General features: G+C 70.0%; 23 protein-coding genes. 9 read left to right on the top strand and 14 right to left on the bottom strand.

Going from position 1 to position 24886, the window contains the following annotated elements; genetic code table 11:
* Nucleotides 1–35 precede the first annotated feature (35 nt).
* Nucleotides 36–176 carry a hypothetical protein gene (locus FF096_RS21455; protein WP_155221293.1) on the bottom strand — a complete coding sequence of 47 codons (141 nt, stop codon included), beginning with the start codon at nt 174–176 and terminating at the stop codon, nt 36–38.
* Between the two features lie 108 nt (nt 177–284).
* Between FF096_RS21455 and FF096_RS21450 the strand changes: the two genes are divergently transcribed.
* Nucleotides 285–950, top strand: coding sequence for a TOPRIM nucleotidyl transferase/hydrolase domain-containing protein (locus FF096_RS21450; RefSeq protein ID WP_230462826.1), 666 nt, complete (start codon nt 285–287; stop codon nt 948–950).
* Between the two features lie 181 nt (nt 951–1131).
* On the opposite strand, the gene FF096_RS21445 is transcribed toward FF096_RS21450, so the two are convergent.
* The 5 genes from FF096_RS21445 to FF096_RS21425 all read right to left on the bottom strand — a co-directional run bounded on the left by FF096_RS21445 (nt 1132) and on the right by FF096_RS21425 (nt 6275).
* Complete coding sequence (locus FF096_RS21445) at nt 1132–1998, bottom strand: carbohydrate ABC transporter permease (protein WP_155221291.1); 867 nt, start codon at nt 1996–1998, stop codon at nt 1132–1134.
* Nucleotides 1998–3020, bottom strand: a complete 1023-nt coding sequence (locus FF096_RS21440) for a carbohydrate ABC transporter permease (protein ID WP_155221289.1) — start codon at nt 3018–3020, stop codon at nt 1998–2000. The genes FF096_RS21445 and FF096_RS21440 overlap by 1 nt, the downstream gene beginning before the upstream one ends.
* Nucleotides 3021–3030: 10 nt before the next feature.
* On the bottom strand, nt 3031–4305 hold the full coding sequence (locus FF096_RS21435; RefSeq protein ID WP_309223716.1) for an extracellular solute-binding protein: 1275 nt from the start codon (nt 4303–4305) through the stop codon (nt 3031–3033).
* A 655-nt stretch (nt 4306–4960) separates the two neighbouring features.
* Nucleotides 4961–5695: a hypothetical protein gene (locus tag FF096_RS21430; RefSeq protein ID WP_309223715.1), complete on the bottom strand. Its 735-nt coding sequence runs from the start codon at nt 5693–5695 to the stop codon at nt 4961–4963.
* Entirely contained in the window at nt 5688–6275 is a 588-nt protein-coding gene (locus FF096_RS21425) for an RNA polymerase sigma factor (protein ID WP_309223714.1), read from the bottom strand. The genes FF096_RS21430 and FF096_RS21425 overlap by 8 nt, the downstream gene beginning before the upstream one ends.
* Nucleotides 6276–6300: 25 nt before the next feature.
* Here FF096_RS21425 and FF096_RS21420 point away from each other — a divergent pair, with 25 nt between their 5' ends.
* Both FF096_RS21420 and FF096_RS21415 read left to right on the top strand, forming a co-directional pair.
* The gene (locus FF096_RS21420; RefSeq protein WP_309223713.1) at nt 6301–7587 is read left to right on the top strand and encodes a hypothetical protein; all 1287 of its coding nucleotides are present in this window, start codon (nt 6301–6303) and stop codon (nt 7585–7587) included.
* Between the two features lie 148 nt (nt 7588–7735).
* Entirely contained in the window at nt 7736–8158 is a 423-nt protein-coding gene (locus FF096_RS21415; protein ID WP_155221285.1) for a roadblock/LC7 domain-containing protein, read from the top strand.
* 15 nt (nt 8159–8173) lie between these two features.
* Here the strand turns inward: FF096_RS21415 and FF096_RS21410 are convergent, their stop codons facing one another.
* Nucleotides 8174–8578 carry a DUF2267 domain-containing protein gene (locus FF096_RS21410; protein ID WP_309223712.1) on the bottom strand — a complete coding sequence of 135 codons (405 nt, stop codon included), beginning with the start codon at nt 8576–8578 and terminating at the stop codon, nt 8174–8176.
* 167 nt (nt 8579–8745) lie between these two features.
* Between FF096_RS21410 and FF096_RS21405 the strand changes: the two genes are divergently transcribed.
* Both FF096_RS21405 and FF096_RS21400 read left to right on the top strand, forming a co-directional pair.
* A complete protein-coding gene (locus tag FF096_RS21405) occupies nt 8746–9615 on the top strand; it encodes an AraC family transcriptional regulator (protein WP_155221283.1) in 870 nt (289 codons plus the stop codon).
* A 137-nt stretch (nt 9616–9752) separates the two neighbouring features.
* Nucleotides 9753–11807 (top strand): alpha-glucuronidase, encoded by a 2055-nt coding sequence (locus FF096_RS21400; protein ID WP_155221281.1) that lies wholly within the window; start codon nt 9753–9755, stop codon nt 11805–11807.
* A gap of 94 nt (nt 11808–11901) precedes the next feature.
* On the opposite strand, the gene FF096_RS21395 is transcribed toward FF096_RS21400, so the two are convergent.
* A complete protein-coding gene (locus tag FF096_RS21395; RefSeq protein WP_155221279.1) occupies nt 11902–12552 on the bottom strand; it encodes a class I SAM-dependent methyltransferase in 651 nt (216 codons plus the stop codon).
* 87 nt (nt 12553–12639) lie between these two features.
* Between FF096_RS21395 and FF096_RS21390 the strand changes: the two genes are divergently transcribed.
* Nucleotides 12640–13578: an AraC family transcriptional regulator gene (locus tag FF096_RS21390; RefSeq protein WP_155221277.1), complete on the top strand. Its 939-nt coding sequence runs from the start codon at nt 12640–12642 to the stop codon at nt 13576–13578.
* Between the two features lie 12 nt (nt 13579–13590).
* Here the strand turns inward: FF096_RS21390 and FF096_RS21385 are convergent, their stop codons facing one another.
* The 6 genes from FF096_RS21385 to FF096_RS21360 all read right to left on the bottom strand — a co-directional run bounded on the left by FF096_RS21385 (nt 13591) and on the right by FF096_RS21360 (nt 21849).
* Nucleotides 13591–14274: a DUF624 domain-containing protein gene (locus tag FF096_RS21385; protein ID WP_309223711.1), complete on the bottom strand. Its 684-nt coding sequence runs from the start codon at nt 14272–14274 to the stop codon at nt 13591–13593.
* A complete protein-coding gene (locus FF096_RS21380; RefSeq protein WP_155221275.1) occupies nt 14271–15791 on the bottom strand; it encodes a xylan 1,4-beta-xylosidase in 1521 nt (506 codons plus the stop codon). Before FF096_RS21380 ends, FF096_RS21385 begins: the two co-directional genes overlap by 4 nt.
* Nucleotides 15792–15867: 76 nt before the next feature.
* A complete protein-coding gene (locus FF096_RS21375; protein WP_155221273.1) occupies nt 15868–17505 on the bottom strand; it encodes an extracellular solute-binding protein in 1638 nt (545 codons plus the stop codon).
* Nucleotides 17506–17552: 47 nt separating this feature from the next.
* A complete protein-coding gene (locus FF096_RS21370; RefSeq protein WP_309223710.1) occupies nt 17553–18488 on the bottom strand; it encodes a carbohydrate ABC transporter permease in 936 nt (311 codons plus the stop codon).
* Complete coding sequence (locus FF096_RS21365) at nt 18485–19465, bottom strand: sugar ABC transporter permease (protein WP_155221271.1); 981 nt, start codon at nt 19463–19465, stop codon at nt 18485–18487. Before FF096_RS21365 ends, FF096_RS21370 begins: the two co-directional genes overlap by 4 nt.
* On the bottom strand, nt 19462–21849 hold the full coding sequence (locus FF096_RS21360) for a glycoside hydrolase family 3 N-terminal domain-containing protein (RefSeq protein ID WP_155221269.1): 2388 nt from the start codon (nt 21847–21849) through the stop codon (nt 19462–19464). Before FF096_RS21360 ends, FF096_RS21365 begins: the two co-directional genes overlap by 4 nt.
* A gap of 296 nt (nt 21850–22145) precedes the next feature.
* On the opposite strand from FF096_RS21360, the gene FF096_RS21355 reads away from it, so the two are divergent.
* The 3 genes from FF096_RS21355 to FF096_RS21345 all read left to right on the top strand — a co-directional run.
* Nucleotides 22146–23177: a LacI family DNA-binding transcriptional regulator gene (locus FF096_RS21355; RefSeq protein WP_155221267.1), complete on the top strand. Its 1032-nt coding sequence runs from the start codon at nt 22146–22148 to the stop codon at nt 23175–23177.
* A 21-nt stretch (nt 23178–23198) separates the two neighbouring features.
* Nucleotides 23199–24245, top strand: coding sequence for an acetylxylan esterase (locus FF096_RS21350; RefSeq protein WP_155221265.1), 1047 nt, complete (start codon nt 23199–23201; stop codon nt 24243–24245).
* 262 nt (nt 24246–24507) lie between these two features.
* The coding region (locus FF096_RS21345) for an endo-1,4-beta-xylanase (protein WP_196222601.1) at nt 24508–24886 on the top strand (379 nt) is incomplete at its 3' end.

The raw sequence follows: 24886 nt of genomic DNA, 5'->3' as shown, positions 1-24886 counted from the left end.
AACCGCCGAATCGGCCCGTCAGGCGAGGTCGTCCATCAGGGCAGGATCTGCACGTAGCCGTCGCTGGCGTGCACCCGGATCCGCTGGCCGTCGGGGCTCAGCCGGGTGGCGTCGGCCACCCCGACGACGGCCGGCAGACCGTACTCGATTCTGCGCCAGGACCGGGGTCTTGCCACAAGCCCCCGGGTGCGCTATACGTTAGGAGTGGCAGGGAGGTGACTCTCTGCCTTTGTCTTTTGTCGCCCGTCGTTGGGGCCCCACCGACCGGACGGGGAGGCCCACACATGGATGTCACGTCGCGGTCCGGGTCGGCCCCGGTCGGTCTCGACGGGCCGTTGGGCGGCAACGCCACCTCGATGCGGGCCACCGCCCGTGCCCTGGCGCAGGCCGAGTCCGCCGTGGCGGTGGTGCTCGTCGAGGGCATCAGCGACCAGATCGCCCTGGAGACGTTGGCGGTCGGCCGGGGCCGGGACCTCGCGGCGGAGCGGATCGTCGTCGTCCCGATCGGTGGGGCCCACGCGATCGGGCGCTTCCTGACCCGGCTGGGTCCGTCGGCCACCGGGTTGCGTCTCGCCGGCCTCTGCGACGTACGCGAAGAGGAGATCTTCCGGCGTGGGCTGACGGACGCGGGCGTGGGTACGCCCCGCACCCGGGCTGAGCTGGAGCAGCTCGGGTTCCACGTCTGCGTCGACGACCTGGAGGACGAGTTGATCCGCGCGGTCGGCGGCTCGGGTGTCGAAGCCCTCTTCGACGCCCAGGGTGACCTGCGACAGTTCCGCGCGTTCCAGAGCCAGCCCGCCTGGCGGGGGCGGGATCGTGACGCGCAACTGTGGCGGTTCCTGCGCAGCAGTTCGCGTCGCAACCTGCGCTACGCCCGGCTGCTCGTCGAGGCCGCCGTCGCCCGGGACAGCGTGCCACGCCCGCTCGACGCCCTGCTCGCCTGTGTGTGACCAGCGACCGCCCGGCGGGTCGACCCCCGCGACGACCCGGTCGTGATCGACACGGCCGCATTCGGCCACGCTGCGCGCCCCGGCCGGGCAGCAGACCGACGCAGCCGGGCAGCAGAACGACGCGGCCGTCGCGGTATGACCTGAGTCGTACCGGGACGGCCGCGTCGTGAGCCGCTGACGATCAGCCCTTCACGGCTCCGGTGAGTCCGCCGACGATCCGGCGTTGGAACAGGCTGAAGAACACCAGCGCCGGGATCATCGACAGGGAGGTGAACGCCAGGACCTTGGCCGTGTCGACCGAGTACTGCGAGGCGAAGGCCTGCACGCCGAGGGGCAGCGTGAAGGTCTCCTCCCGGTTCAGGATGAACAGCGGCAGCAGATAGCCGTTCCAGCTCTGGATGAAGGTCAGGATGCCCACGGTGATGACCCCCGGCATGGCCAGTGGCAGCACCATCCGCCAGAAGAAGCCCAACCGGCCGCAGCCGTCGATCGACGCCGCTTCCTGGATCTCGTCGGGGATGGCCCGTACGAAGGGAACCAGGATGATGATCGTCATCGGGATGCCGAAGCCGATCTGCGGCAGGATCACCCCGGGCAGCGTGTTCATCAGCCCGAGGTTCTTGACCAGGATGTACAGCGGCGTGATCGCCACGGTCAGCGGGAACATCAACCCGGCGGCGAACAGCGAGTACATCGCCCCCCGGCCCCAGAAATTGTACCGGGCGATGATGAAGCTGGTCATCAGGCCGAGAGTGACCACCCCCGCCGTGGTGAACAGGGCGACGATGGTGGAGTTGAGCACCTGCCGCCAGAACGTCCCGCCGGTCAGCACGTCGAGGTAGTTCTCCACCTGCCACGGGTTGGGCAACCCGGCGGGGTCGGTGGTGATCTGCGCGTTCGTGCGGAAGCCACCGAGGATGATGTAGATGACCGGCGCCAGCATCGTCGCGATGAGCAGCAACGCGACGAAGTAGACGGACGGGCTTCCCCAGGCCATTCGCTGGCGGGGTCGCCTTGCCCGGCGCCCGAACACGGCGGTCGCGGCCATCAGCGCCTCCCTCCGGTGATCGCGCCCTCGGTGTCCCGGCGCAGAATGAACCGCTGGTAGAACAGAGCGGCGACGAGCGAGATGAAGAACAGGACCACGGCGACCGCGTTGCCGAATCCGTACTCTCCGGCGGTCCGGCCGTTGGCGACCATGTAGGTGGCCATCGTCGACGTGCCGGCGGTGTCGGCGATGTACTGGCCCCAGATGATGTAGACCAGGTCGAACAACTGCAACGCGCCGATCATCGACAGGAACGCCCAGATGCGGATCGTCGGCCCGAGCAGCGGCAGCGTGATGCGACGCTGGATCTGCCAGTACGACGCGCCGTCGATCGCCGCCGCCTCGGTTAGTTCCTCGGGGATGCCCTGGAGCCCGGCGAGGAAGAGGATGACGGCGAAGCCGATGTACTTCCAGGTGAGGATGCCCATCAGCGTCCAGATCGCGATCTTCGGATCGGAGAGCCATTCGCTCTGCAACGAGCCCAGCCCGATCTTCCCGAGGACGGCGTTGACGACGCCGTCGCCGTGCAGCATCAGGCTCCAGCCGGTGCCGACCACCACTTCGGAGATCACGTAGGGGACGAAGATGAGCACCCGGATGACCGTCTGCCCCCGGATCTGCCGGTTCAGCAGCAGGGCGAGCAGGACGGCCGCCGGCCCCTGGAGCAGCAGCGACAACACCACGATGGTGGCGTTGTGGCGCAGGGCGGCGAGGAAGGTGCTGTCCTCGAAGATGAGTAGGTAGTTGCGGAAGCCGACGAAGTTCTCGGCCGGCCCGTAACCCTGCCAGCTGAAGAACCCGTAGTAGGCGGCCATCACCACGGGCAGGATGACGAAGGACAGGAACACGATCAGTGTCGGTCCTGTCATCAGCGCGATTTCCAGCCGGGCCGGCCAACCGATGCCCTTGCGTCGACGGCGCGGGGCCGGGGGTGACACGACCGGCGTGTCACCCCCGACCTTCGTCAGACCCGATGCCGGGTCCGGCGCGAGCCGTACGCTCTCGTGTTGCGTATCAGACATGACGCTGGGACTACTGAGCCCTCTTGGCGGCGGTCTTGACCGCGTCGACGATGCTCTGCGGGTCGCCCTTACCGGCCAGCATGTTCACCACGGCGGTGTTCAGGGCGTTGCCGACGTTCTGGCCGTAGACGGTGTCGAGCCACTGCGAGACGAACGGCGCCTGGCTGTAGGCGGTGAGGATGGACTGCAGGTGCGGCTCCTGGACCGCCGCCTGCGCCTCGATGTTGACCGGCGGGGCGCTGAACGCCTCGTAGTAGGCCTTCTGCACGTCGGTGCGCGCGATGTAGTTCAGGAAGGCGGTGCACTCGGCCTTGGGGGCCTGCGCCGAGCAGGAGTAGCCGTCGACGCCGCCGAGGATGGCTCCGGGCTGACCGGCACCGCCCTCGATGCTCGGGAAGGGGAACCAGTCCAGGTCGGGCAGCGGCTTCTTGTCCGGGGTGAGGTCGCCGATGACGCCCGGGTTCCAGGCACCCATCAGCTCCATCGCCGCCTTGTGGTTGGCGAGCAGACCGGCGGAGCTACCGGCGCCCTGCTGCGCCGAGGTGGTCAGGAAGCCGTTGTTGAACGGTTCGGTCGCGGCGAAGTTCTGCACGTCCTGACCGGCCTTGAGCCAGCAGGGGTCGTCGAAGTTCATCGTCTGACCGGCCTGGGTGATGGTCTCCGAGCTGCACTCACGCAGCGCGAAGAAGTAGTAGTAGAAGGCCGCCGGCCAGGCGTCCTTCGCGCCGAGGGCGATCGGCTGCACGCCCGCCGCCTTCAGCTTGGCCACGGCGTCCTGCAGCTCGGCGAGGGTGGACGGCGGCTGGGTGATGCCGGCCTTGGCGAACAGGTCCTTGCTGTAGAAGAAGCCACCGGGCAGGACCGCCACCGGCATCGCGTAGACCTTGCCGTCGATCGTCTGCGCGGTGAAGGACCCCTCCGAGATCACCTTCTTGGTGTCGTCGGTGATCGAGTCCGTGATGTCCATCAGCTGGCCGGCCTTGACCATCGCGGCCATCTTGCCGCCACCGCGCTGCATGAACACGTCGGGAGCGTCGCCGGAGTTGAGGGCCGTCTGGAGCTTGCCGTCCAGGTCCTCGTTCTGGATCGACTGAATCTCGATCTTCACGTTCTCGTTGGCGGCCTCGAAGTCGGCGACGGTCTTCTCCCAGAAGGCCTTGCCCTCGCCGGTCGTGGCGTTGTGCCAGAAGGACATGGTGACCGAGCCGTCGCTGTTGCGACCCTCAGAGTCGCCACCCCCGCAGGCCGCCGTCGCCAGGACGCCGGTCGCCAGGGCTACCGACACAGCCAGTAGTTTTCTCGCCCTCATCAATCTTCCTCTCTGCGGAGTCTGCCCACCAGAGGCACCCCTGCGAGCGGATCCATCGACCGGCACGCGGATCGAGGACGTCGAGGGCTGCCTCCTGTCGACAGGCGCTGGTCCGGGCTCGGCTCGCGGTCACGTCGCGATCAACCTCGGAGTGACCCAGGCCACCGACGGCCAAAACGGTCGCAGACTTATCCGAAAAAAACAAGACACGTTTCCGAAACTTTCATAGAGCAAGACGGTATGCCGAGATCTCTTCGTCGGCCCGACTTATCGGCGGGGGAGCAGGAGGCTGGCGACGGTGGCTCTGCGTGACAAGGTGTTTGCGCTAACAAACAATAGGGTCGACCCTCGTCCGAATCGTCCGGAAGGCCGGTCTGGAACCGCCGTGCGGATATCCGACAGACGGCTGTGCCGTCTCACAGTCCCGGAAAAATCCCGGTAGGTTCCGACGGTCGGTCACCGCGTACCGGGCAGAGCATCGGGCCGATGCTCGGGCCGTGACGTTACCCCGGACAGCGGTGGACGGGGAACGGGTGTCCTCCAGCGCACCGGCGGATGATCACGCTGCCAACCGCCATTCGGCGGACCGAGTCGCTTTCTCACATCGCCGGTGCCCGGACGCGGTGAGTGCTCACTCCAGGGTGACGGCAATCGCGACCGCCTCGGTCGCGGTCAGGTCGCCTTCCAGTCGGTAGGTCATTCCGGCGTCCTCCCAGATCAGGGTCGCCGCGGCGAGCCGGGCGCTCTCCTGACGGACGGCGCCGTCGCGGTCCACGTAGGAGACCGGGTGTGGTCCGTCGATCCAGATCGCCGGGGCCGTGCCGACCGACGTCCACCGGGTCTGCGATCCGCTGGCCTGCTTGTAGAAGACCAGATCGAGTCGGCCGTCGAAGGTGTCCAGGCGGACGGTGCCGTCCCGGTAGAGCAGGGTCACCAACCGGTGCCCGCCCTCGGCGTCCGGGTCGGCCACCAGCGCCTGTTCGGGCGGCCCCAGCACGGCGGGGGTCCGGATCGGGAAACGCACCAGCCGCTGCGCCTCGTCGAGCGTGGCGTTGCGTTGGGCGGGCGGCGGCGACCCGACGCCGGTCGGCGGTGGCGGCGCGGGGGAGGTGCTGACGGTGATGCCGGCGAAACGCAGCAGGCCCGCCACCGCGTCGGCCAGCGCGGCCCGCCCCGGCGGCAGCACCGCCACCAGTAGCGCGGCCAGCGCCGCCGCCAGCGCGTACCGCCAGCGCCGTCGGCGCACCACGCGGCGGGTGTCCGGCGCGGCGGCCAGCCGGGCGCGGACCTCGGCGGCGACCTGCGGCGGCTCGGGGGTCTCCAACCACGCGGCCAGCTCGCGCAGCTCCCGCTCCAGGTCATCCACGGCTGGCCTCCTCGACCGCGAGCAGGCCGCGCAGCTTCACCAACGCGCGTGAGGTACGCGACTTCACGGTGCCCCGGGGCCAACCCAGCATGGTGACCGTCTCCTCCTCGCTGAGTTCCAGCAGGTACCGGCAGACGATCACCTCCCGGTCCCGGGACGGCAGCGACCGCAGGGCCCGCACCAGCGCGGCCCGACGCTCCCCGGCAAGGACCGCGTCGACGGCGTCGTCCTCGACGATCTCCGCGCCCGGCTCCACGCGCGCCGCGCGCAGCACCAGGCCGTTGCGTCTTTCCCGGGTACGGTGCAGATTGCGGGTCTCGTTGGCCACGATGGCCAGCAGCCAGGAGCGGAACGACGACTCGCCACGGTAGCGGTCGAGCTTGCGGTATCCCTTCACGAACGCCTCCTGGATGACGTCCTCGGCGTCGGAGCCCGCGCCGAGCAGCACCGCCGTGCGGTGCGCGGCCGCAGTGTGCCGGGCGACCAGGAATTCGTACGCCTCCAGGTCACCTGCCTGCGCGCGGGTGACGAACTGCTCGTCGTCCAGGACAACCTCCGGTGGGAACACCCCTGTTGACACCGCCGGAGCCGGGAAGGTTCCACCCGTGGCACGGGAACCCTCGGCACCCCGGTGGTGTCACCCGGACATGATGGCGAACACGACGATCTCGCGGCGTACCCTGCTGACCGTGCTGGCCGGGGCCGGAGCCGCCGCCCTGACCGGCTGCGACCCGACCGCCGCCTCCGCCGACCCGGTGCCGGACCCGCTGCTCGTCACCGACGACGGTGGCCTGACCCTGTTGCGCGGCACCGACCGGCAGACGCTCGGTGCCGGAGTGGCCACCGCCGACGGGCGGCTGGTCTACACGGCCGTCGCGGACGGTGCCGACACGGCTCTGCGCCGCGTCGACGCCGCCAGCGGCAACGCCTCCGAGCGGGTACGGCTACCCGGCCGATGGGTGCCGCAGACCGTGTCCACCGACGGCACCCGACTGGCGCTGACCACCGAAGCGCTCAGCGCCACCGGGGACCGGCCAGCCGGGCGCGACGAGACACTGGTGTTGATCGCCGACGCCGGTGGCGTGCGGCAACGGCTGCGGCTGCCGGGCAACGTGGTGCCGGAGGCGTTCACCCACGACCTCACCGGGCTGTTCGTGCTGGAGTGGCTGCCACCGGCCGCGCCGGACCGCTACCGGGTGCGTCTGGTCGACCTCGCCACCGGGATCGCCGGTCGGCTGCTGACCCGCACCAAGGAAGTGGTGCCGGAGGAGGCGGAGGAGGAGATGCGCGGCGACGGGCGGCAGGCGGTCCTGGCGCCGAACCACACGGTGCTCTACACGCTCTACACCCACCAGCCGGACCACCGGCACACCCGGGACCGGATCAGCGGTCGGCCGGGCAGCGACGTGCACGCCTTCGTACACACGCTGCACCTCGAACAGCGGTGGGCGTACTGCGTGGACCTGCCGCACCCGTTCGGGGAAGGCGCCGCCGAGGGCCACACCATGGCGCTGACCCCCGACGGCAGCCGGCTCTACGTCGCCGACGTCGGCTCCGGCGCGGTCGCGGAGATCTCCACCGAGGAGCTGACCGTACGCCGCACGGCCACCCTCGCCGCCGACCGCGCTCCGGCCTTCGCGGCGGCCTCCACGAAGCGGCTGTACCTGGGCTCGGGAACCGGGGTGCGGGCCGTGGACCTGACCGGTCTCACCGTCACCGCCGAGCAGGCGACGGACCCGGTCACCGGTCTCGCGCTCAGTCCGGACGGCAGCCGCCTCTACCTGGGCCATCGGGCTGTGGTGTCCTGGCAGGACGCGGACTCCGGCGGGGAACTCGGTCGGGTCGGCGTGCCCGGCCTGGCGGGCCTGCACGGACCTGCCCGGCCGGTCTGACCCAATCCGTCTCGGCGGGGGCAACCGCACCGAGCTGTTGGCCCCCGCTTCGTACCATCCTGGCCGGGCCGTCGTGCTGAACGGACAGCCCGCGGACTGAGCCTGAACCGGCCCGTACCAACCGGTTCGCCCAACGAGAGGACCTGCCATGACTCCTGCGGTCGCCACCGCCGACAACCTCAGCAGCGCGCTCGACGACATCGTCGACCGCGTGCCGGGGGCACAGTTCGCGGTGGTGCTCTCCCCGGACGGGCTCCTGCTGGGCGCCTCCCGGGGCATCGACGACGAACTCGCCACCGAGCTGTCCGGCATGGTCTGTGGGCTCCAGGCGCTGGGCCTGGCCGCCGCGCAGGTCTGCGGAGACGGCGAGCTGCACCAGGTCGTGGTGCAGATGTCCCGGGCGTTCCTGTTCCACGCCACCACCGGCAGCGGCGCCGTCCTCGCCGTCGGGATCGACGGCGATGCGGAGGTCGGCGACATGGCGTACGAGGTTGCGCTCTTCGTCGCCCAGGCCGGCGACCACCTTCCGGTGTACCTGGAGCCGGCGACCGGGGCCGCCCAGGCCGAGTGACCGCCGGCGGCGTGATCAGCCCCGCTCGTGCTGCGCGTCGTACTGTGGGGCAGGATTCGCCACCTGCCAGAACTCGGCGGGCAGGAACGCGATGACGTCGTCGTACTGGCTGGCCTCGACGGCCTCGCGGAGGGTGTCCAGGACCGCCCGGATGCCCGCTGCCGCCGTCTCGGGGTCGACGTCCGAGCGTCCCGCGACCCGCTGCACGAAAACGTCGAGCCCGAAGCGTTCGGCGCTCTCCTGCGGGCCGAACGCGTACGCGCGCAGACCCTCCGGCAGGTGACGGGCGAGGTCGCGTGCCTCACCTCCGTCGATCCGCTCCGCCAGGGTGGTCAGCGTGGCCCGCGCGATGGCGGTCGCCTGTTCTGCCGAGCTCCCTGTGCGGCTCGCCACCGAGTCGATGAACTGGTCGTCGTCCACCTCGCCGTACCCCTCTCGCCGCGGATCCGGCGTCTACCCGCCCGCCGGCCGCCCAAACGACGGCGCGCCCCGAGCGACCGCCCGCTTTCACATGATCGGATCGGGCCAGGACGATCGGGCGCGGACCGCCTCGCGCGGGCCAGGCTTGACGTCGAAAGGGGGGCTTCATGATCTCGGCACTCAACCGGCTTGTCGACCTCGTCGAGGAGCACCTCACCGAGGAACTCGACGTCACCGCGTCGGCTCGGGCACTCGGCACGACCGAGTACCACCTGCGGCGGATGTTCTCGTCGCTGGCCGGCATGCCGCTGTCGGAGTACGTACGTCGGCGGCGCATGACCGTCGCCGCGGGCGACGTCGTCCGGGGTGAGGACGACCTGCTCAGCATCGCGGTGCGGTACGGGTACGGCTCGACGGAGGCGTTCGGCCGTGCGTTCCGGGCCGTCCACGGCGTCGGCCCCGGCGACGCTCGTCGCGATGGTGGCCCCCTTCGTACTCAACCGCAGCTCAGGTTCCGCCTGACCGTCGAAGGGAGCACCCCCGTGGACACCCGCATCGTCGACCGGCCCGGGTTGCGGCTCGTCGGACACGCCGCCCGCGTTCCGCTCATCCACCACGGGGTCAATCCGCACATCCAGCGGCACATCGCCGCCCTACCCGCCGAGGAGCACCAGCGCCTGAAGCAGCTCAGCGACACCGAGCCGGCGGGCCTGCTCCAGGTCACCGCCGACATCGGCCCGGACGCGGTCGAGGGCACCGAGCTGACCTACCTGCACGGGGTCGCGGTCAGCCACGACACCGGCGTCCCGGACGACCTCGACAGCATCGAGGTACCGGCCGGTGCGTGGGCGGTCTTCCGCACGGCCGGACCCCATCCGCAGGCCCTGCAACGGACCTGGACGGCGACCGCCGCGGAGTGGTTCCCGTCGAACCCGTGGCGGCTTCGGCCCGGTCCGTCGATGGTCGCGATCCTCGAACGCGCGGCCGACTTCAGCACCGCAACCTGCGAGTTGTGGTTGCCCGTCGAACCGGCCTGACGGCTACCGCCATCCGGTGGCGGTCGGGGCGGCGCCACCTGAATCACCGGCCGGTGGGCCCGCCACCCCCCAGCGTGCCCACCGGTACCTTCCGGAAGTATCTTGACGCCCCTGTCGGAATCGTTACGATCTGCGCGATGAGCCGCCCCGCTTCGACCGACGTCCACCCCGCCTGGTTGCCGCCCGAGGCGTTCCGCGCGATCGGCTCCCGGCACTGCCTCGTGCTCGGCGACGGCAGCCTCGTGGACACGGTCGTCGCCGAGATCGAGCAGGCCAGCGCCGTCCACGGGGGCAGCGTCCGGCGCGGGACGGCCGGGCCGGCACCGAGCCTGGTGCTCGCCCTGGTGTCGGCCGCCGACGGCGGCCCCACCGAACTCGACGCCGTGCTGGCCGAGCTGGACGCGGCCGACGACGGGCCACTCGGCGCGGAGGGCTACGCGCTGGCCCGCCACGGTGAGGTCACCGTGGTGCTCGCCGACGAACCGGCCGGGCTCCTCTACGGGCTGTTCCACGTCGTCCGGCTCGGCGAGTCGGCGTTCGGCGCACCCCGGGCGGCACGGCGGCACCGTCCCGCGATGCGCCGCCGGATGCTCGACCACTGGGACAACGTCGACGTGCACCCGGTGATGGGGCAGGTCGAACGCGGCTACTCCGGCGGGTCGATCTTCTGGAGCGACGGTCGTCCCCGACGCGACCGCCACCGGCTGTGGGCGTACGCGCGACTGCTGGCCGCGTGCGGGATCAACGCGGTGGCGGTGAACAACGTCAACGTGCACGCCGCCGAGGCGCGGCTGCTCACCGAGCGACTCGACGAGGTCGCCGAGATCGCCGACGAGTTCCGCCCGTACGGCATCCGGGTGCATCTGTCGGTCACCTTCGCCGCACCCGTCGTCCTCGCCGGGCTGCCCACCGCGGACCCGCTCGACGAGGCGGTGCGGGCGTGGTGGGCCGAGACCACCCGGGCGGTGTACGCCCGCATCCCCGACTTCGGCGGCTACGTGGTGAAGGCCGACTCGGAGGGGCAGCCGGGCCCGTTCAGCTACGGCCGCGACCACGCCGACGGCGCGAATCTGCTCGCCGAGGCGCTGGCGCCGCACGGCGGTGTGGTGCACTGGCGGGCCTTCGTCTACAACCACCAGCAGGACTGGCGGGACCGCTCGACCGACCGTGCCCGCGCCGCCTACGACCACTTCGCCCCACTCGACGGCCGCTTCGGCGACAACGTCATCGTGCAGGTCAAGCACGGTCCGATGGACTTCCAGACCCGGGAGCCCGTCTCCCCGGTGATCACGGCGATGCCCGACACCCGGCTGGCGGTGGAGTTCCAGGTCACGCAGGAGTACACCGGTCAGCAGCGGCACGTGTGCTACCTGGCTCCCTGGTGGAGCGAGGTGCTCCGGTTCGGTTGGGGCGACGACGGGCAGACCGTCTCCGGCGTGGCCGCCGACGGCGGTGGCCTGGTGGCCGTCTCCAATGTGGGTGACGACCCGTTCTGGACCGGGCATCCGCTGGCCCAGGCCAACCTGTACGCGTTCGGTCGACTCGCCTGGGATCCGCGACTGAGCCCGGCGGTGGTGCTCGACGAGTGGATCGAGCTGACGTTCCACCCGGAGACCGTCGCCGACCCGGACCTGCTCCGCCGCACCGTCCACGAGATCATGGACGACTCGTGGCGCACCTACGAGCGGTACACCGCCCCACTGGGCGTGGGGTTCATGGTGCGGCCGGGGAGCCACTACGGCCCGGACGTCGACGGGTACGAGTACACCCCGTGGGGGACGTACCATTTCGCCGACCGGGACGGCGTGGGCGTGGACCGCACCCGGGCCACCGGCACCGGCTTCACCGGCCAGTACCCACGGCCGTGGTCCCGGGTGTACGAATCCCCGGACACCTGCCCCGACGAGCTGCTGCTCTTCTTCCACCACGTGCCGTACGAGCACGTGCTGCACAGCGGACGCACCGTCATCCAGCACATCTACGACACCCACTTCGACGGGGTGGCCGAGGTGGAGGCGGCCCGCCTGCGGTGGAAGTCGCTGGTCGGGCTGGTCGACGCGGCCGTGCACGCCCGGGTGACCGAGCGGCTCGACGAGCAGCTGCGCTGCGCGCGAGAGTGGCGTGACCAGGTCAACGCCTACTTCCACCGAAAGTCCGGGGTGCCCGACGCGCACGGCCGGCCGCTGCACTGAGCCCGGCCGCCGACCGGTGCGCACCGGGGCCTCGCCGGGGTGCCGGAGCCGTTCCCGTGCCGGGGCGTCGACGGCTGGCAGGTCGGGCGCGGGTTCAGGGTGCCTCGGCGCGGTAGAAGGCGTACCGGCCGAACCACGCCCTGCCGCCGCCGTTGGTCGCCGGGCGGATCAGATCCGCGTCGATCAGCGCGGCGAGCACCCGTTCGGGGACGCTGGCGGCCATCCGGGGGTTGCGGTGCGCCACGCGTTTCCCCCGGTCCGACAGGGTGCCGTCGATGTCCAGCACGTGCAGCTCGCCGCCGCGTCGCAGTACCCGCCGGGCCTCGCGTAACGCCCGTGCCCGCTCGCCGTCGTCCAGGTGGTGCAGCATGAAGGCGGACAGCACCCGGTCGACGCTGTCGTCGGGCAGAGGTAGCGCCCCGGCGAACGCCTGGTGGTAATGGATCGGCAGGTTGGCGCGCGTCGCCTTGCGGCGGGCGCGGCGCAGGGCGGCCGGGTCGGGGTCGATGCCCAGGGCGACGGTGTCCGGGTGGCGGTGCGCCAGCGCGGTCAGGAGGTTTCCGGTACCACAGCCGATTTCGAGGATCCGCTGGCCGGACCGGAGGTTCGCCCGGTCCATCAGTTGTCCGTGCAGACGTCCGACGCCCGCGAGGCGGGAGAACGGATCGTAGATCGGCAACAGCCAGTGCTTACCCATGCCGGGCAGGTACTGCTGTGCGTCCGTGTGGTGCGGCTGTCCGGTCATTCGACGCTCCGAGATCAGATGAAGTTCGGTCGTACTCTTAGCGTCGTGGAGCGTGACACCATGGACAATGGCGTAACTGTGGATCGGATGCGACGAAGTTTGGCCTCCGGTCCGCAGGCTGTCGGGGTGACCGGCCGGGGCGTACCGGTGATCGGGTTCGACCGGGCGGCGGGCGTCGCGCCGGTCGCCGTGGCTCGGGTCCCGCAGGGCGAGCCGGTGGCCCATCCGATCGCCGACGGTGCCCACACCCACGACTTCCTGGTGCTCTTCTACGCACGCCGGGCCGCCGGTCGGTTGGAGATCGACAATCGCAGGTGGACGGTGGCCGACGGGGACCTGTTCGTCATCGCACCGGGGCAGGTGGTCGCCTTCCCGGAGCCGATCGACGTGACGGTCACCGACGGATGGGCGGTGTGGTTTCCGGCCGACGTGGTGCGCCCGGGCACGCCCGGCGCCTACTCGTCGTGGCGGTCGCACCCGCTGCTCCTGCCGTTCGCCCGTGGCACCGACCGGGCACAGCGGCTGCGCGTACCGCCGTCCGACCGGGACGCCTGGGTCGAACGCCTCGCCGCGCTCGACGCCGAGTTGCGGGCCCGACGCGACGGCCACCGGGAGGCCGCGCTCGCGCACCTGACCCTGTTGTTGGTGGCCGTGGCCCGGATGTCGACAGACGTCGCCGACCAACTCCGCGCGGCGGAGGAGCCGCTGCTGGCGGCGGTCTTCGACGTCATCGAGCGGCGTTACCAGGAGCCGATCTCGCTCGCCGATGTCGCCGCCGACCTGGCGCTCACCGCCGGCCACCTCACCACCGTGGTACGCCGCAAGACCGGCCGGACGGTGCAGCAGTGGATCGCGCAACGTCGCATGCAGCAGGCGCGGTCGCTGCTCACCGACACCGACCTGACCGTGGCGGCGATCAGCCGACGGGTCGGTTACCCGGACGTCAGCTACTTCATCAAACGCTTCCGCGCCGAGCACGGGGTGACCCCGACCCAGTGGCGTGATCCCGCGTCCGGCGCGTCCTGAGCGTCGGCCGGGTCACTGCACGAACTCGTCCCGGACGATGTCGATCATCGGGGTGCCACCGCGCACCAGCGCCAGCGCCAGCACCGAGCCGAGGGCGGCCAGCGCCGCCTCCGAGGTGGCCACGGTGAGTGCCGTCGCCGCGACCAGCAGCAACGCGGTGCCGACGGCGACCACCGGGGTACGCAGCACGAAGTACCCGGCCAGCCGGAACACGTCGCGCAACCGGAACGTGAACAGCGATGTGATCACCAGCGCGTTGAGCCCGACCACGCACACCCCGGCACCGACCAGCACCAGCGGCGCCGCCCACCAACCCGGCACTCCCGCCGCCGGCAGGTTGACCAGGTTGACCGCGATCACGGTCAGCCAGAGCAGCGTCGGCACCCAGACCAGCAGCGAGCCGGTCAGGTTGGCCCGGTAACCGCGCCAGAACAGTCGCCACGGGTGCAGTTCGGTCAGGTCGAGGCGCTGACGGTGCAGGGCGTACAGCGCGGCGGAGAAGGCCGGGCCGAGCGGCACCGCACAGACGGCGACCAGCGGCAGGTTGCTCACGTGCCGTTCCAGGGCGAACAGCGCCACCAGGCCGGGGGCCGCACAGACCAGCAGCAGCAACTCCACCACGAGCAGCGTGTAGACCAGCGCCGCGACCCGGGACAGCGGGCCGGCGCCGAACTCCCGGCGGGCGGCGGTGCTCACGTCGACTCCTGGCCGAGTAGACGTCTCTCGTCCCACCAGGGTGGCGTCTCGTCGCTCACCGCGCTCACCTCGGCCAGGGTCACCTCGTGCCGGGTGAGGTGCAGGTCCACCTCGACGCGACCGGCCCGCACCGGCAGCGCGCGGTGCTGCCGGGCCGGTTCGGCCGCCTGCCGCAGGACGTCCAGTTGTCGGGCGGTGGGGGAGGCCGGCCGACCCAGCTCGCACCAGGCCCGCCAGGCGTTGCCGGCCACCTCGCTGACCGAGGAGCGCAGCAGGAAGGCGCTGCGGGCCGTCCCGTCGGTGATCGGTAGTGACAGGCGGACGGTGTGGTTGTCGACCGGGTCGCGGCCGGTGACGTCCACCGGAGCCCAGGCGAGCACGGCGATCCGGCCGGTGTCGTCGCGGGTGACCAGGTGATCGGCGCCGCGAGCCAGGATCTGCCCGCCCAGCCGGTTCATGAAGGCGTACAGGTGGAAGGTGGGCTTGCGGATCTGCCGGTGGGTGAGCAGCCCGAACCCGCCGTGGAACAGGGTGGTCGGCACACCCACCTCCTCGAACACGTCGCTGAAGGTCCAGTACGCGAACGAGTCGACCAGGTCGCCACCGCTCGCCAGCACCGGGGCCAGATAGGCGGCGTGGAAGGCGGTGTCGTGGATCGGGTTGTCCGGCCGGTAGGAGCTGTTGAACTCGGTGATGTGCACCGGCAGGTCGGCCAGCGCGGTGCCGGCGAGCAACCGGCGAGGGCTGCCGAACTGCTCCAGCAGCCGCCCCGCCGGTGCCAGGTCCTGGTGTACGCCGAACGGTACGTGTTGGGCCGGGCCGGAGGTGTAGGCGTGCCGGCTGACGAAGTCGACCGGCACCGAGCGGTCGGTGACGAACTCGGCGAACCGGGGCAGCCAGGTGTCGTCGGCACCGGGGGAGAGCGCCGGGCCACCGACCTGGAGGTCGGCGTCGACGTCCTTGACCGCGTGCGCGCTCACCTCGTAGAGCCGGTGGTAGGCGTCGGCGTCCGCGCCCTGCCAGAACTCCTTCAGATCGGGCTCGTTCCACACCTCGATCGGCCAGCCACGCACCTCGTCGAGGCCGTACCGGTCGACGAGGTGGGCGACGGTGGTCCGGACCAGGTCGGCCCACTCCCGGTGCGATCGGGGCGGGGTGACGTTGCCCTGCCACCAGAACACCGTCTGATCTCCACTGGCCAGCCCGGAGGGCATGAAGCCCAACTCCACGAACGGCCGGATGCCCAGCTCCAGGTACGCGTCGACGACCTGGTCGACGTAGCCGAAGGCGTGCCGGACGTGGCGTCGCCCCTGGTACTCGTACGGGCGGTACACGCCCACGCCGTCACTGAGCAGGCCGTGCCCCCGGATGTGCCGGAAGCCGATCTCGCGTTGGATCAGCGCCAGCGAGTCCTGGTAGTCGCGCCGCAGGGCCAGGTCGAACCGGCCGGTGCCGACCGCGAAGCGCCACGCGTCGCTCAGCCGGCCGACGGGTTGCTCCGCAACGGTGATGCGCATCGTCGTCCTCGTGCTCGTGGGTGGTGGAGGGTGTCCGGTCCGGCCGCGCCGACCCCGACCGGACCGGACACGTCACCTAGTTCTTCTCCTGGTAGCGCTTGTACGCGTTGTTGACCGTCTCCAGGTAGGCGTCCATGTTCTTGCTCTTCAGCTCCGCCACGTAGGCGTCCCACTCGGCGAAGTCACGCTGCCCGAGGATGAACTGGAGCGTGGCCTGGTAGACGTGGTCCTTCAGCGGCGTCTCCCAGAGCGACACCTGCTCCCGCTCCTCGTCGCTGAGCGGGTACGGCGGCGGCGGCGACTTCGGCGCGCGGGCGTTCATCACCTTCTGGAACTCCTGCTCCTCGGGGGAGAAGAACGCCTGCACCAGTTCGGGCTTGCCGCCGTAGGAGAACACTCCGTTGCCGAAGCCGAAGTCCTTCTGCAGGTGCTTGGGCGCACCGGGGTTGAGGCCGATCATGTCGACGTCCGGGGCGAGGGTGGGCTTGCCGGAGCTGTCCTTGACGTAGGTGGTGCCCTCGACGCCCCACTTGGCGAAGTGCTGGCCCTCGTCGGAGTACCAGAGCCAGTCGACGAACTGCATCATGGCCACGAAGTTCTTGCTGTCGCGGGCCTTCGAGGAGATCATCATGCCGTTCTCGAGCCGGCTGGCCGGGTTGATCTCGCCGGCCGGTCCGATCGGCAGCGGGATCTTGGTGATCTTCGCCTTCGGGTTGGTCGCGGCCAGGTCGGGCCGGTAGTCGTTGACCAACGTCTGCGCGTTGCTGCTGATCACGAAGGACTTGCTGTTGGCGAGCTTCTGCCGGGCCAGGTCGTCGGTCTGGGTGAAGCTCTCCGGGTCGAGCAGCTTCTCCTTCACCAGCTTGTTGAGGTACTCCAGCATGTGCCGGTAGTGCTCGGTGGCACCGGTGTACTCGAACTGCTGCGCCTGCTCGTTCCAGTTGACGTGCTGGAAGTTCCAGCCCGCACCGGCCAGGCCGTGCGACACGGCCAGCATGTTGAGCAGGTTGCCGGCGGGGTTGGGCTGGCTGAACCGGTCGGAGAACGGGTAGACGTCCGGGTACGCCGCCTTCATCGCCTTGAGCATGGTGTAGACGTCGTCCCAGGTCTTCGGGATCTCGAGGTTCAGCTCTTCGAGGATGTCGGTGCGGACCGCCAGGGAGTACTCGTGCCACGGCTTCTCGTGCAGACCGGGCAGCAGGTAGAACTTGCCGTCCTGCTGGCGCAGGGTGTCGATCTCAGCGTTGAGGTTCCACTTCTCGATCTTGTCCTTGAAGTTCGGCATCAGATCGAGGTAGTCGCTGACCGGCAGGATCGCCCCCGAGGAGACGTACGCGTGCACGTCCGGCGGATAGGTCTTGGGGATGAGCAGCGGGGCGTCGCCGGCACCGATGAGCAGGCTGCGCTTCTGGTTGTAGTCGCTCAGCGGGACGGCGACCTTCTCGAGGCTGACGTTCGTCCGGGACTGCAGCTCCGTCCAGAACAGCCAGTCCTCCTTCAACGGATAGTTCGGGTGGTTGTTGTAGAGGACGGAGAAGGAGAGCGGCTCGGTGGCCTTGAACTGGGTGCCGACGGAGTAGTTCTCCATCGCGCCGACCCGGTTCTCCGACAGATCTTCGCTGTCGGAGGAGTCGTCGCCACAGGCGGTGACGCTACTGAGGGCTAGCAGCACGGCAGCAGCCGCCGCCGCGTGACGCCACGATCTGCGGAACATGGCGATTTCCTTTCAACTCGGTGGTGGGAGGGGTGGTTCTCTTCTGATCAGCCCTTGACCGCGCCGAGCATGATGCCCCGGACGAAGTACCGCTGGACGAAGGGATAGACCAGGAGGATCGGCAGGGTGGTGAGCACGATGGTGACGGCCTTGAGCGTCGCCTCGGCCTGCACCTCGTTGGCTTCGCTGATCGCTCCGACGTTCTCCGCGCCGGTGGCGCCGGCGATCAGGTTGCGCAGGTACACGGTGACCGGCCAGAGTTCCTGCCGGTCCATGTAGAGGAACGCCGCGAACCAGGAGTTCCAGAAGGAGACCGCGTAGAAGAGGACCATCGTGGCGACGATGGCCTTGGACAGTGGAAGCACGATCCGTAGCAGGATCCCGTACGTGTTGAGGCCGTCGACCGCGGCGGCCTCCTCCAACTCCGTCGGCAGGCTCTCGAAGAACGCCTTCATCACCAGCAGGTTGAACACGTTGATGGCGTTGGGCAGCGCGATGGCCCAGACGCTGTTCTTCAGGCCCAGGCTGGTGACCAGGACGTAGTTGGGGATCAGGCCACCGGTGAAGAACATGGTGAACAGCGCGATGCCGACCAGGGCGCCGCGTCCCTTGAGCTGCTTCTTGGACAGCACGTACGCGTAGCAGGTGGTCATCACGATCGAGATGACGGTGGCGGTGACCGTGTAGAACACCGTGTTGCGGTAGTTCGTCCAGAACATCGAGTCGGACATCAGCAGCTGGTAGGTGTCCAGCGTGAAGCCGCGCGGCACGAGGTTCACCTGGCCGGTGATGATGTACGACTCGTGGCTCATGGACCGGGCGACGATGTTGATGAACGGGTAGAGCGTCACCACCACCACGAGGGTCAGGATGATCCCGTTGACGACCTGGAACGCCCGGTAGCCGCGGGTCTCCCGGACACCGCGTCGGCGGGGCGGACGGGGCGTGGTCTCGGTTTGCCGCTCGGCGGCGTCGATGGTCACCACAGGCTCGTCCCCACCGTACGACGGGCGATCTGGTTCGCCGACAGCACCAGGATCAGCCCGATGACCGCCTCGAACAGCCCGATCGCCGCGGCGTAGCTGAAGTTGCTGGACGCGAAGCCCATCCGGAACAGGTAGGTGGACAACACGTCTGCGGTCGGATAGGTCAGCGGGTTGTACAGCAGCAGGATCTTCTCGAACCCGACCGCCATGAAGGTGCCGATGTTGAGGATCAGCAACGTCACCATCGTCGGTCGGATGCCCGGCAGCGTGACGTGCCAGGTCTGTCGCCACCGGTTCGCGCCGTCGATCCGGGCCGCCTCGTACAGGTCTTCGTCGATGGTGGTGAGCGCGGCCAGGTAGAGGATGGTGCCCCAGCCGACCGTCTGCCAGATCTCCGAGGAGACGTAGATGGTGCGGAACCACTCCGGCCGCTGCAGGAACGGGATCGCCTCACCGCCGGCGGCGCGGACCAGCTGGTTGACCGTGCCGTCCATGGAGAGCAACTGCATCACGATCGCCGCGACGATCACGATGGACAGGAAGTGCGGCAGGTAGGACACCGACTGCACGAAGCGCTTCAGCTTGCGGGCCCGCACCTCGTTGAGCAGCAACGCCAGCACGATGGGCAGCGGGAAGCAGAACAGCAGGGTCAGCGCGCCCAGCACCAGGGTGTTGGTGAAGACGTTCCAGAACGTCGGGTCGTTGAGGAACATCTTGAAGTAGCGCAGCCCGACCCAGTACTCGCCGAAGATGTTCCCGCCGGGCTGGAACCGCCGGAAGGCGATCACGTTGCCCAACATCGGCAGGTACCGGAAGATCAGGAAGAACAGCAGCGGCAGGATGGCCAGCGAGTAGAGCTGCCAGTCCCGCCGTAGCGCGCGGCGCCAGGTCTGCCGGGGCGCCCGCGGTGGACGGTTCGGTGTCGGCGTCTCGGGGGCGGGGGCCGACGGGGGCAGGGTGGTCGTGGTGCTCATGACCGGGACTCCGTGACGGGCTCGACGTGTGGGTGGGAGAGCAGCTCGCGGTGGTGACCGACCTCGCGTTCGTCGCCCTCCAGCCGCAGCGTCAGACCAGCCGCCACGTCACCGCTGGAGCGGCTGATTCGCAGCTGCACCTCGCCGGGCTCCACCACCCGGCGGCCGTGCACCCCGGTGAACGAGGTGACGTCGGCGGGGACCGTGAAGCTGACCCGAGCTGCCGCGCCCGGCGCCAGCGGCACCCGGGCGTACCCGATCAGGCGGACCACCGGCCGGGTGGTCTGTGCCACCGGATCGTGCAGGTAGAGCTGGACGACCTCGGTGCCGGCCCGGGTGCCGGTGTTGCGGACCGTGACGCCGACCGTCACCTCCCCGTCGACCGGCCAGGCCACCGGCTCACCGGAGACGCCACCGGGCGCGCCGGTGACCGTGGCGTCGCTCCAGTCGAAGGTGGTGTAACTCAGACCGTGACCGAACGGGAACGCGGGTGTGGGGTCCACCGACGACACCTTCGTACGTCGGCCCAGGGTGGGGGTGAGGTAGGTGCCCGGAAGCCCACCGGTGTGCCGGGGGATGCTGACCGGCAACCTGCCGGACGGATCCACCTCACCGGCGAGGATCTCGGCGAGCGCCGTCGCGCCGAGCTGGCCGGGGAAGAACGCCTGCACGATGGCGCTCGCGCCGTCCACCAGATCCCCCAACGCGTACGGGCGGCCGGAGAGCACCACCAGCACCACCGGGGTTCCGGTGGCCAGCACGGCGCGTACCAGTTCCGCCTGCACCCCGGGCAGTTGGAGGTCGATCGCGTCGCAACCCTCGCCGGAGGTGCCCCGACCGAACATGCCGGCCCGGTCGCCGACGGCCAGTACGCAGACGTCGGCGTCCTTGGCCGCCTGGACCGCCGCCGCGATGCCGGAGGTGTCCGCTCCGGTGATGTCGGTGCCCGGTACGTGGGTGAGCTGCGGATGGCGCTGCTGGAGCGCCTCGCGTAGGGACGGGATCTCGACGCCGACGCCGTGCTCCGGATGGTGCACGCCCACGTGCAGCGGGAACGAGTAGCAGCCCAGCAGTGACATCGCGTCGTCGGCGACCGGCCCGACCAACGCGACACGCTGACCGGTGGAGAGGGGCAGCAGTCCGTCGCGGTTGCGGAGCAGCACCACGGCCTGGCGGGCCAGCCGGAGGGCGACGGACTGGCCGGCCTCGTCGTCGAGGCGAAGCGCCTCGACGTCGGCCGGCAACTCGCTCCAGTCCTCGTCGAGCAGGCCCAGCTCGATCTTCTGGATCAGTACCCGCCGGAGGGCGCGGTCGACCAGGCTCTCGCTGACCGCGCCGGAGCGCACCGCCGCAGCCAGCGGCGCGCCGTAGGCGTCCACGGTGGGCAGTTCCACGTCGATGCCGGCCCGCAGCGCCAGCCGCGCCGCGTCCGCGGCGTCCGCGGCGACACCGTGCAGGGTCTCCAGGAAGCGGACCGCGAAGTAGTCCGCGACCAGCACCCCGTCGAAACCCCACTGCTCGCGCAGCGTCCGGGTGAGCAGATCCACGTCGGCCGCCGCCGGCACGCCGTCGATCTCGGCGTACGAGTTCATGACCGATCGCGCCCCACCGAGCCGCAGGGCCATCTCGAAGGGTGGGAGGATCACGTCCGCCAACTCCCGATGCCCCATGGCCGTGGGCGCCAGGTTCCGACCACCCCGTGAGGCCGAGTAGCCGGCGAAGTGCTTCAGCGTCGCCACCACCCCGGCCCGTTCCAACCCGCGCACGTACGCCGCGCCGATGGTGCCGACCAGGTAGGGATCCTCGGCGATGGTCTCCTCGGTGCGCCCCCAGCGGTAGTCGCGGGTGACGTCCAGGACCGGAGCGAGTCCCTGGTGGACACCGGCGGCCCGCATCGAGCGGCCGATCAGGCCGGCCATCTCCTCCACCAGCTCCGGGTCGAAGGCCGCGCCCCAGCTCAGTGGTGCCGGGTAGACGGTCGCCCGCCAGGCGGCGAAACCGGTCAGGCACTCCTCGTGCACCTGGGCCGGGATGCCGAAGCGACTCGCCGCGACGATCTGCGCCTGCGAGGCCGCCAGGGACCGTGCCCCGAGGACCGGGTCGACCGGCGCGGTCCCGAACGGTCGGGTCAACTGCCCCAGGCCGTGCCGGATGGCTTCCGACCAGGGCGGGGTGTGCTCGACCATGTCGGTCTGATGAGGAGCGACACCCTCACCGGAGGCGTCCGCACCGACCCACAGGCCGACCAGTTGGGCGAGCTTCTCCTCCAGCGACATCAGCGGGATGAGCGCGTCGGCCCGTTCGTCCGGCCGCAGCTTCGGGTCGCGCCACCGATCGGCGGGGGAGTACGCCAATCGGTCGTCGACGGGCAGCTGACTTGTCATGCGAACCCCTCCGGCCGGGTCCGGGAGGTTGTCCCGCCAGGCCACGCCGACCGCCGTGCGAGACGGCGATTATCGAAATTTTCGGAAACCAGTTCGGCACCTGTGTCGGCGAACCTATGGGCGTCGACAGGGCCTGTCAAGAGGCGTGGATAGACTGTTCAGGAGGTGGTTGCCGTGCGGGTAAGCGATTGCCTACATTCATCGCCAGCAGTGGCCAGCATCGACCAGGTTGACATCGTATTGGTGCAAGGCATGCTAGAGTCTCCGAAATTTTCGGAATCGTTGCAGAGGGTCGGATGGCAGAGAAGCGTTCATCGGCGGCGCTTGGCTCGGCGACCATCGCGACCATCGCCCGGGAGGTCGGCGTCTCCTCGGCGACGGTCTCGAAGGTCCTGAACGGACGGTCGGACGTCGCCGCCGTCACCCGGGCCCGGGTCGAGGCCAGCCTGCAAAGACACCGCTATCGTCGGCGGGCCCGACGGGCTCCCGGCGAAGGCCAGATCGACCTGGTGTTCCACGAGTTCGGCTCCGACTGGGCCTTGGAGATCATCAGGGGAGTCGAGGCGGTCGCCACCCTGACCGGCGTGAACGTGGTGCTCTCACAGCTCAACGCCGCCCGTCGGCCGCCGCAGTCCTGGGTCGACGCGACGATCGCCCGGCGTCCCCTCGGGGTGCTGCTGGTCATGTGCAACCTCACCGACACGCAACGGCAGCAGTTGCAGCGCCAGTCGATTCCGGTCGTCGTGATCGACACCGACAGCGCCAGCGTGGCCTCGGTGCCGACCGTCGGTTCCAACAACTGGAACGGTGGGCTGATCGCCACCCGGCACCTGCTGGATCTCGGGCATCGCCGGATCGCGGTCATCTCCGGCCCACGGGACGTGCTCTGCGCCCGGGCCCGCACGGCCGGCTTCCGCTGTGCCCACGAGGAACTCGGGCTCACCGTCGACAGCACGCTGATCCGGCACGGCAACTTTCACCTCGACGCCGGCTACACGCACGGCATCGAGTTGCTGAGCCGACCCGATCGGCCGACGGCGATCTTCGCCGGTTCCGATCTCCAGGCGTTGGGCGTGCTGCGGGCCGCCCGGCAGCTCGGCCTCGACGTCCCGGGCGACGTGTCGGTGGTGGGCTACGACAACCTCCCCCTCTCCGGGTGGATCGGCCCGGCGTTGACCACGGTCAACCAGCCGTTGCGGGACATGGCCGGCACCGCGACCCAGATGCTGCTCGACCTCGCCCGCAGCAACGCCCTGCCCACCAGCCGGATCGACCTGGTCGCCGAGTTGGTGATCCGGGAGAGCACCGCACCACCCCCACACCCCTGACCGACCCCGTTGCGAGGAGCCATGCCCCTGTTCGACCTGCCCCTGGACCAGCTACGGCAGTACGTGCCCGCCGTCGCCGAGCCTGCCGACTTCGACGCGTTCTGGCGCTCGACCCTGGACGGGGCGGCGCAGGTGCCGGTGCTGCTCGACGTCCGCCCCGAGCCGACCGACCTGCGTCTGGTGGACAGCTGGGACGTCACCTTCGCCGGCTTCGGCGGTGACCCGGTCCGGGCCTGGTACAACCGGCCTGCCGGGGTGGACGAGGCGCTGCCGGTGGTCGTCGAGTACGTCGGCTACGGCCGTGGCCGTGGGTTGCCGCACGAACGGCTGATCTGGCCGGTCGCCGGTTACGCCCACCTGCTCATGGACGCCAGGGGGCAGTCGGGTCAGTACGGCGCGGGGGACACCTCGGACCCGCACGGCGAGGCGGCCGGCGGGCCGTCGCCGGTGACCCGCGGCATCATGACCCCGGAGGGCTACTACTACCGCCGCCTCATCACCGACGCGGTCCGCGCGGTGGACGCCGTGCGCGCCCTGCCGGGAGTCGACCGGCACCGGGTGATCGTCGCGGGTAACAGCCAGGGCGGTGGGTTGGCGCTGGCGGTCGCCGGGCTCGACACCGAACTCGCCGCGGTGCTCGCCACCGCGCCGTTCCTGTGTCACATGCAGCGGGCCCTGGAGATCACCGAGGTCGGGGTGTACGGCGAGATCGTCAACTACCTCGCGGTCAACCGCGACGCGGAGCCGGCCGTGCGGCGCACCCTGTCCTACGTCGACGGGGTCAGTTTCGCCCGTCGGGCCACCGCGCCCGTCCACTTCGGAGTGGGGCTGCGGGACATGGTCTGCCCGCCGAGCACCGGGTTCGCCGCCTACAACCACTACGGTGCCGCAGTCGGTGGGCCCCCCGCCGAGCGGGTGATGCACGTCTACCCGTTCAACGGCCACGAGCACGGCGACGCCACCCACGTACGACGTCAACTGCGCTGGCTGGCCGGCGTGCTCGGCGACGAGGGGCTGGGCCGGTCCGCCGGGCCGAAACTTTCGGAGGCCCTGATCTCACCGGTGTGACGGTGTCCCTCCCCGCGCGCCTCGACACTCGGATACCGATGGCAGTCCGTGCAGGGGGTGCGAGGGCACGTGGAGCGCGTTGAGCTTTCGGGTCTGTTTCGATAAGGTTTTCGATATCACAGCCTCGATCTACTCACGATGGTCGGCTGAGCACACCGGCGACGCGGCATCCGGGCGACCGCGTCGATGACGGAGGACCATCGTGGTGGGCAGTAGTCGGGGCCGGCTTCCATCAGCACGGCTTCGTCGAAAGGCTCATGCCATGAACAACGCCCACGCCCGCGCGAGCGGGCGGCCGGCTACCCGACTGCGACCGCGCACCGCGCTGGTCTCGGCCGCAGTCGGTCTCGCTCTCGTCGCCACCAGCGTGGTGGTGGCGACCTCCAGCGCCAGCGCGGCAACCACCCTCGGTGCCTCGGCGGCGGAGAAGGGTCGCTACTTCGGTGCCGCGGTCGCGGGACACAAGCTCAACGACTCGACCTACGTCGGCATTCTCAACCGTGAGTTCAACTCGGTCACGGCTGAGAACGAGATGAAGATCGACGCTCTCGAGCCACAACAGAACAACTTCACGTTCGGCAACGCGGACCGGATCGTCAACCACGCTCTCTCCCGGGGCTGGAAGGTCCGGGGGCACACCC

Origin of the sequence: Micromonospora sp. CP22 (genome assembly GCF_009712475.1) — a bacterium.
In the GTDB taxonomy this organism is placed as follows: domain Bacteria; phylum Actinomycetota; class Actinomycetes; order Mycobacteriales; family Micromonosporaceae; genus Micromonospora.
Note: the sequence above shows the minus strand (reverse complement) of the source record. Positions and strands in the feature narration are given on the sequence as shown.

Excerpts from the sequence above, each read along its gene's own strand:
- FF096_RS21450 (WP_230462826.1), top strand. The coding sequence starts at position 285 with ATGGATGTCACGTCGCGGTCCGGGTCGGCCCCGGTCGGTCTCGACGGG.
- FF096_RS21445 (WP_155221291.1), bottom strand. The coding sequence starts at position 1,998 with ATGGCCGCGACCGCCGTGTTCGGGCGCCGGGCAAGGCGACCCCGCCAG.
- FF096_RS21440 (WP_155221289.1), bottom strand. The coding sequence starts at position 3,020 with ATGTCTGATACGCAACACGAGAGCGTACGGCTCGCGCCGGACCCGGCA.
- FF096_RS21415 (WP_155221285.1), top strand. The coding sequence starts at position 7,736 with ATGACTCCTGCGGTCGCCACCGCCGACAACCTCAGCAGCGCGCTCGAC.
- FF096_RS21405 (WP_155221283.1), top strand. The coding sequence starts at position 8,746 with ATGATCTCGGCACTCAACCGGCTTGTCGACCTCGTCGAGGAGCACCTC.
- FF096_RS21400 (WP_155221281.1), top strand. The coding sequence starts at position 9,753 with ATGAGCCGCCCCGCTTCGACCGACGTCCACCCCGCCTGGTTGCCGCCC.
- FF096_RS21395 (WP_155221279.1), bottom strand. The coding sequence starts at position 12,552 with ATGACCGGACAGCCGCACCACACGGACGCACAGCAGTACCTGCCCGGC.
- FF096_RS21390 (WP_155221277.1), top strand. The coding sequence starts at position 12,640 with ATGCGACGAAGTTTGGCCTCCGGTCCGCAGGCTGTCGGGGTGACCGGC.
- FF096_RS21380 (WP_155221275.1), bottom strand. The coding sequence starts at position 15,791 with ATGCGCATCACCGTTGCGGAGCAACCCGTCGGCCGGCTGAGCGACGCG.
- FF096_RS21375 (WP_155221273.1), bottom strand. The coding sequence starts at position 17,505 with ATGTTCCGCAGATCGTGGCGTCACGCGGCGGCGGCTGCTGCCGTGCTG.
- FF096_RS21365 (WP_155221271.1), bottom strand. The coding sequence starts at position 19,465 with ATGAGCACCACGACCACCCTGCCCCCGTCGGCCCCCGCCCCCGAGACG.
- FF096_RS21360 (WP_155221269.1), bottom strand. The coding sequence starts at position 21,849 with ATGACAAGTCAGCTGCCCGTCGACGACCGATTGGCGTACTCCCCCGCC.
- FF096_RS21355 (WP_155221267.1), top strand. The coding sequence starts at position 22,146 with ATGGCAGAGAAGCGTTCATCGGCGGCGCTTGGCTCGGCGACCATCGCG.
- FF096_RS21350 (WP_155221265.1), top strand. The coding sequence starts at position 23,199 with ATGCCCCTGTTCGACCTGCCCCTGGACCAGCTACGGCAGTACGTGCCC.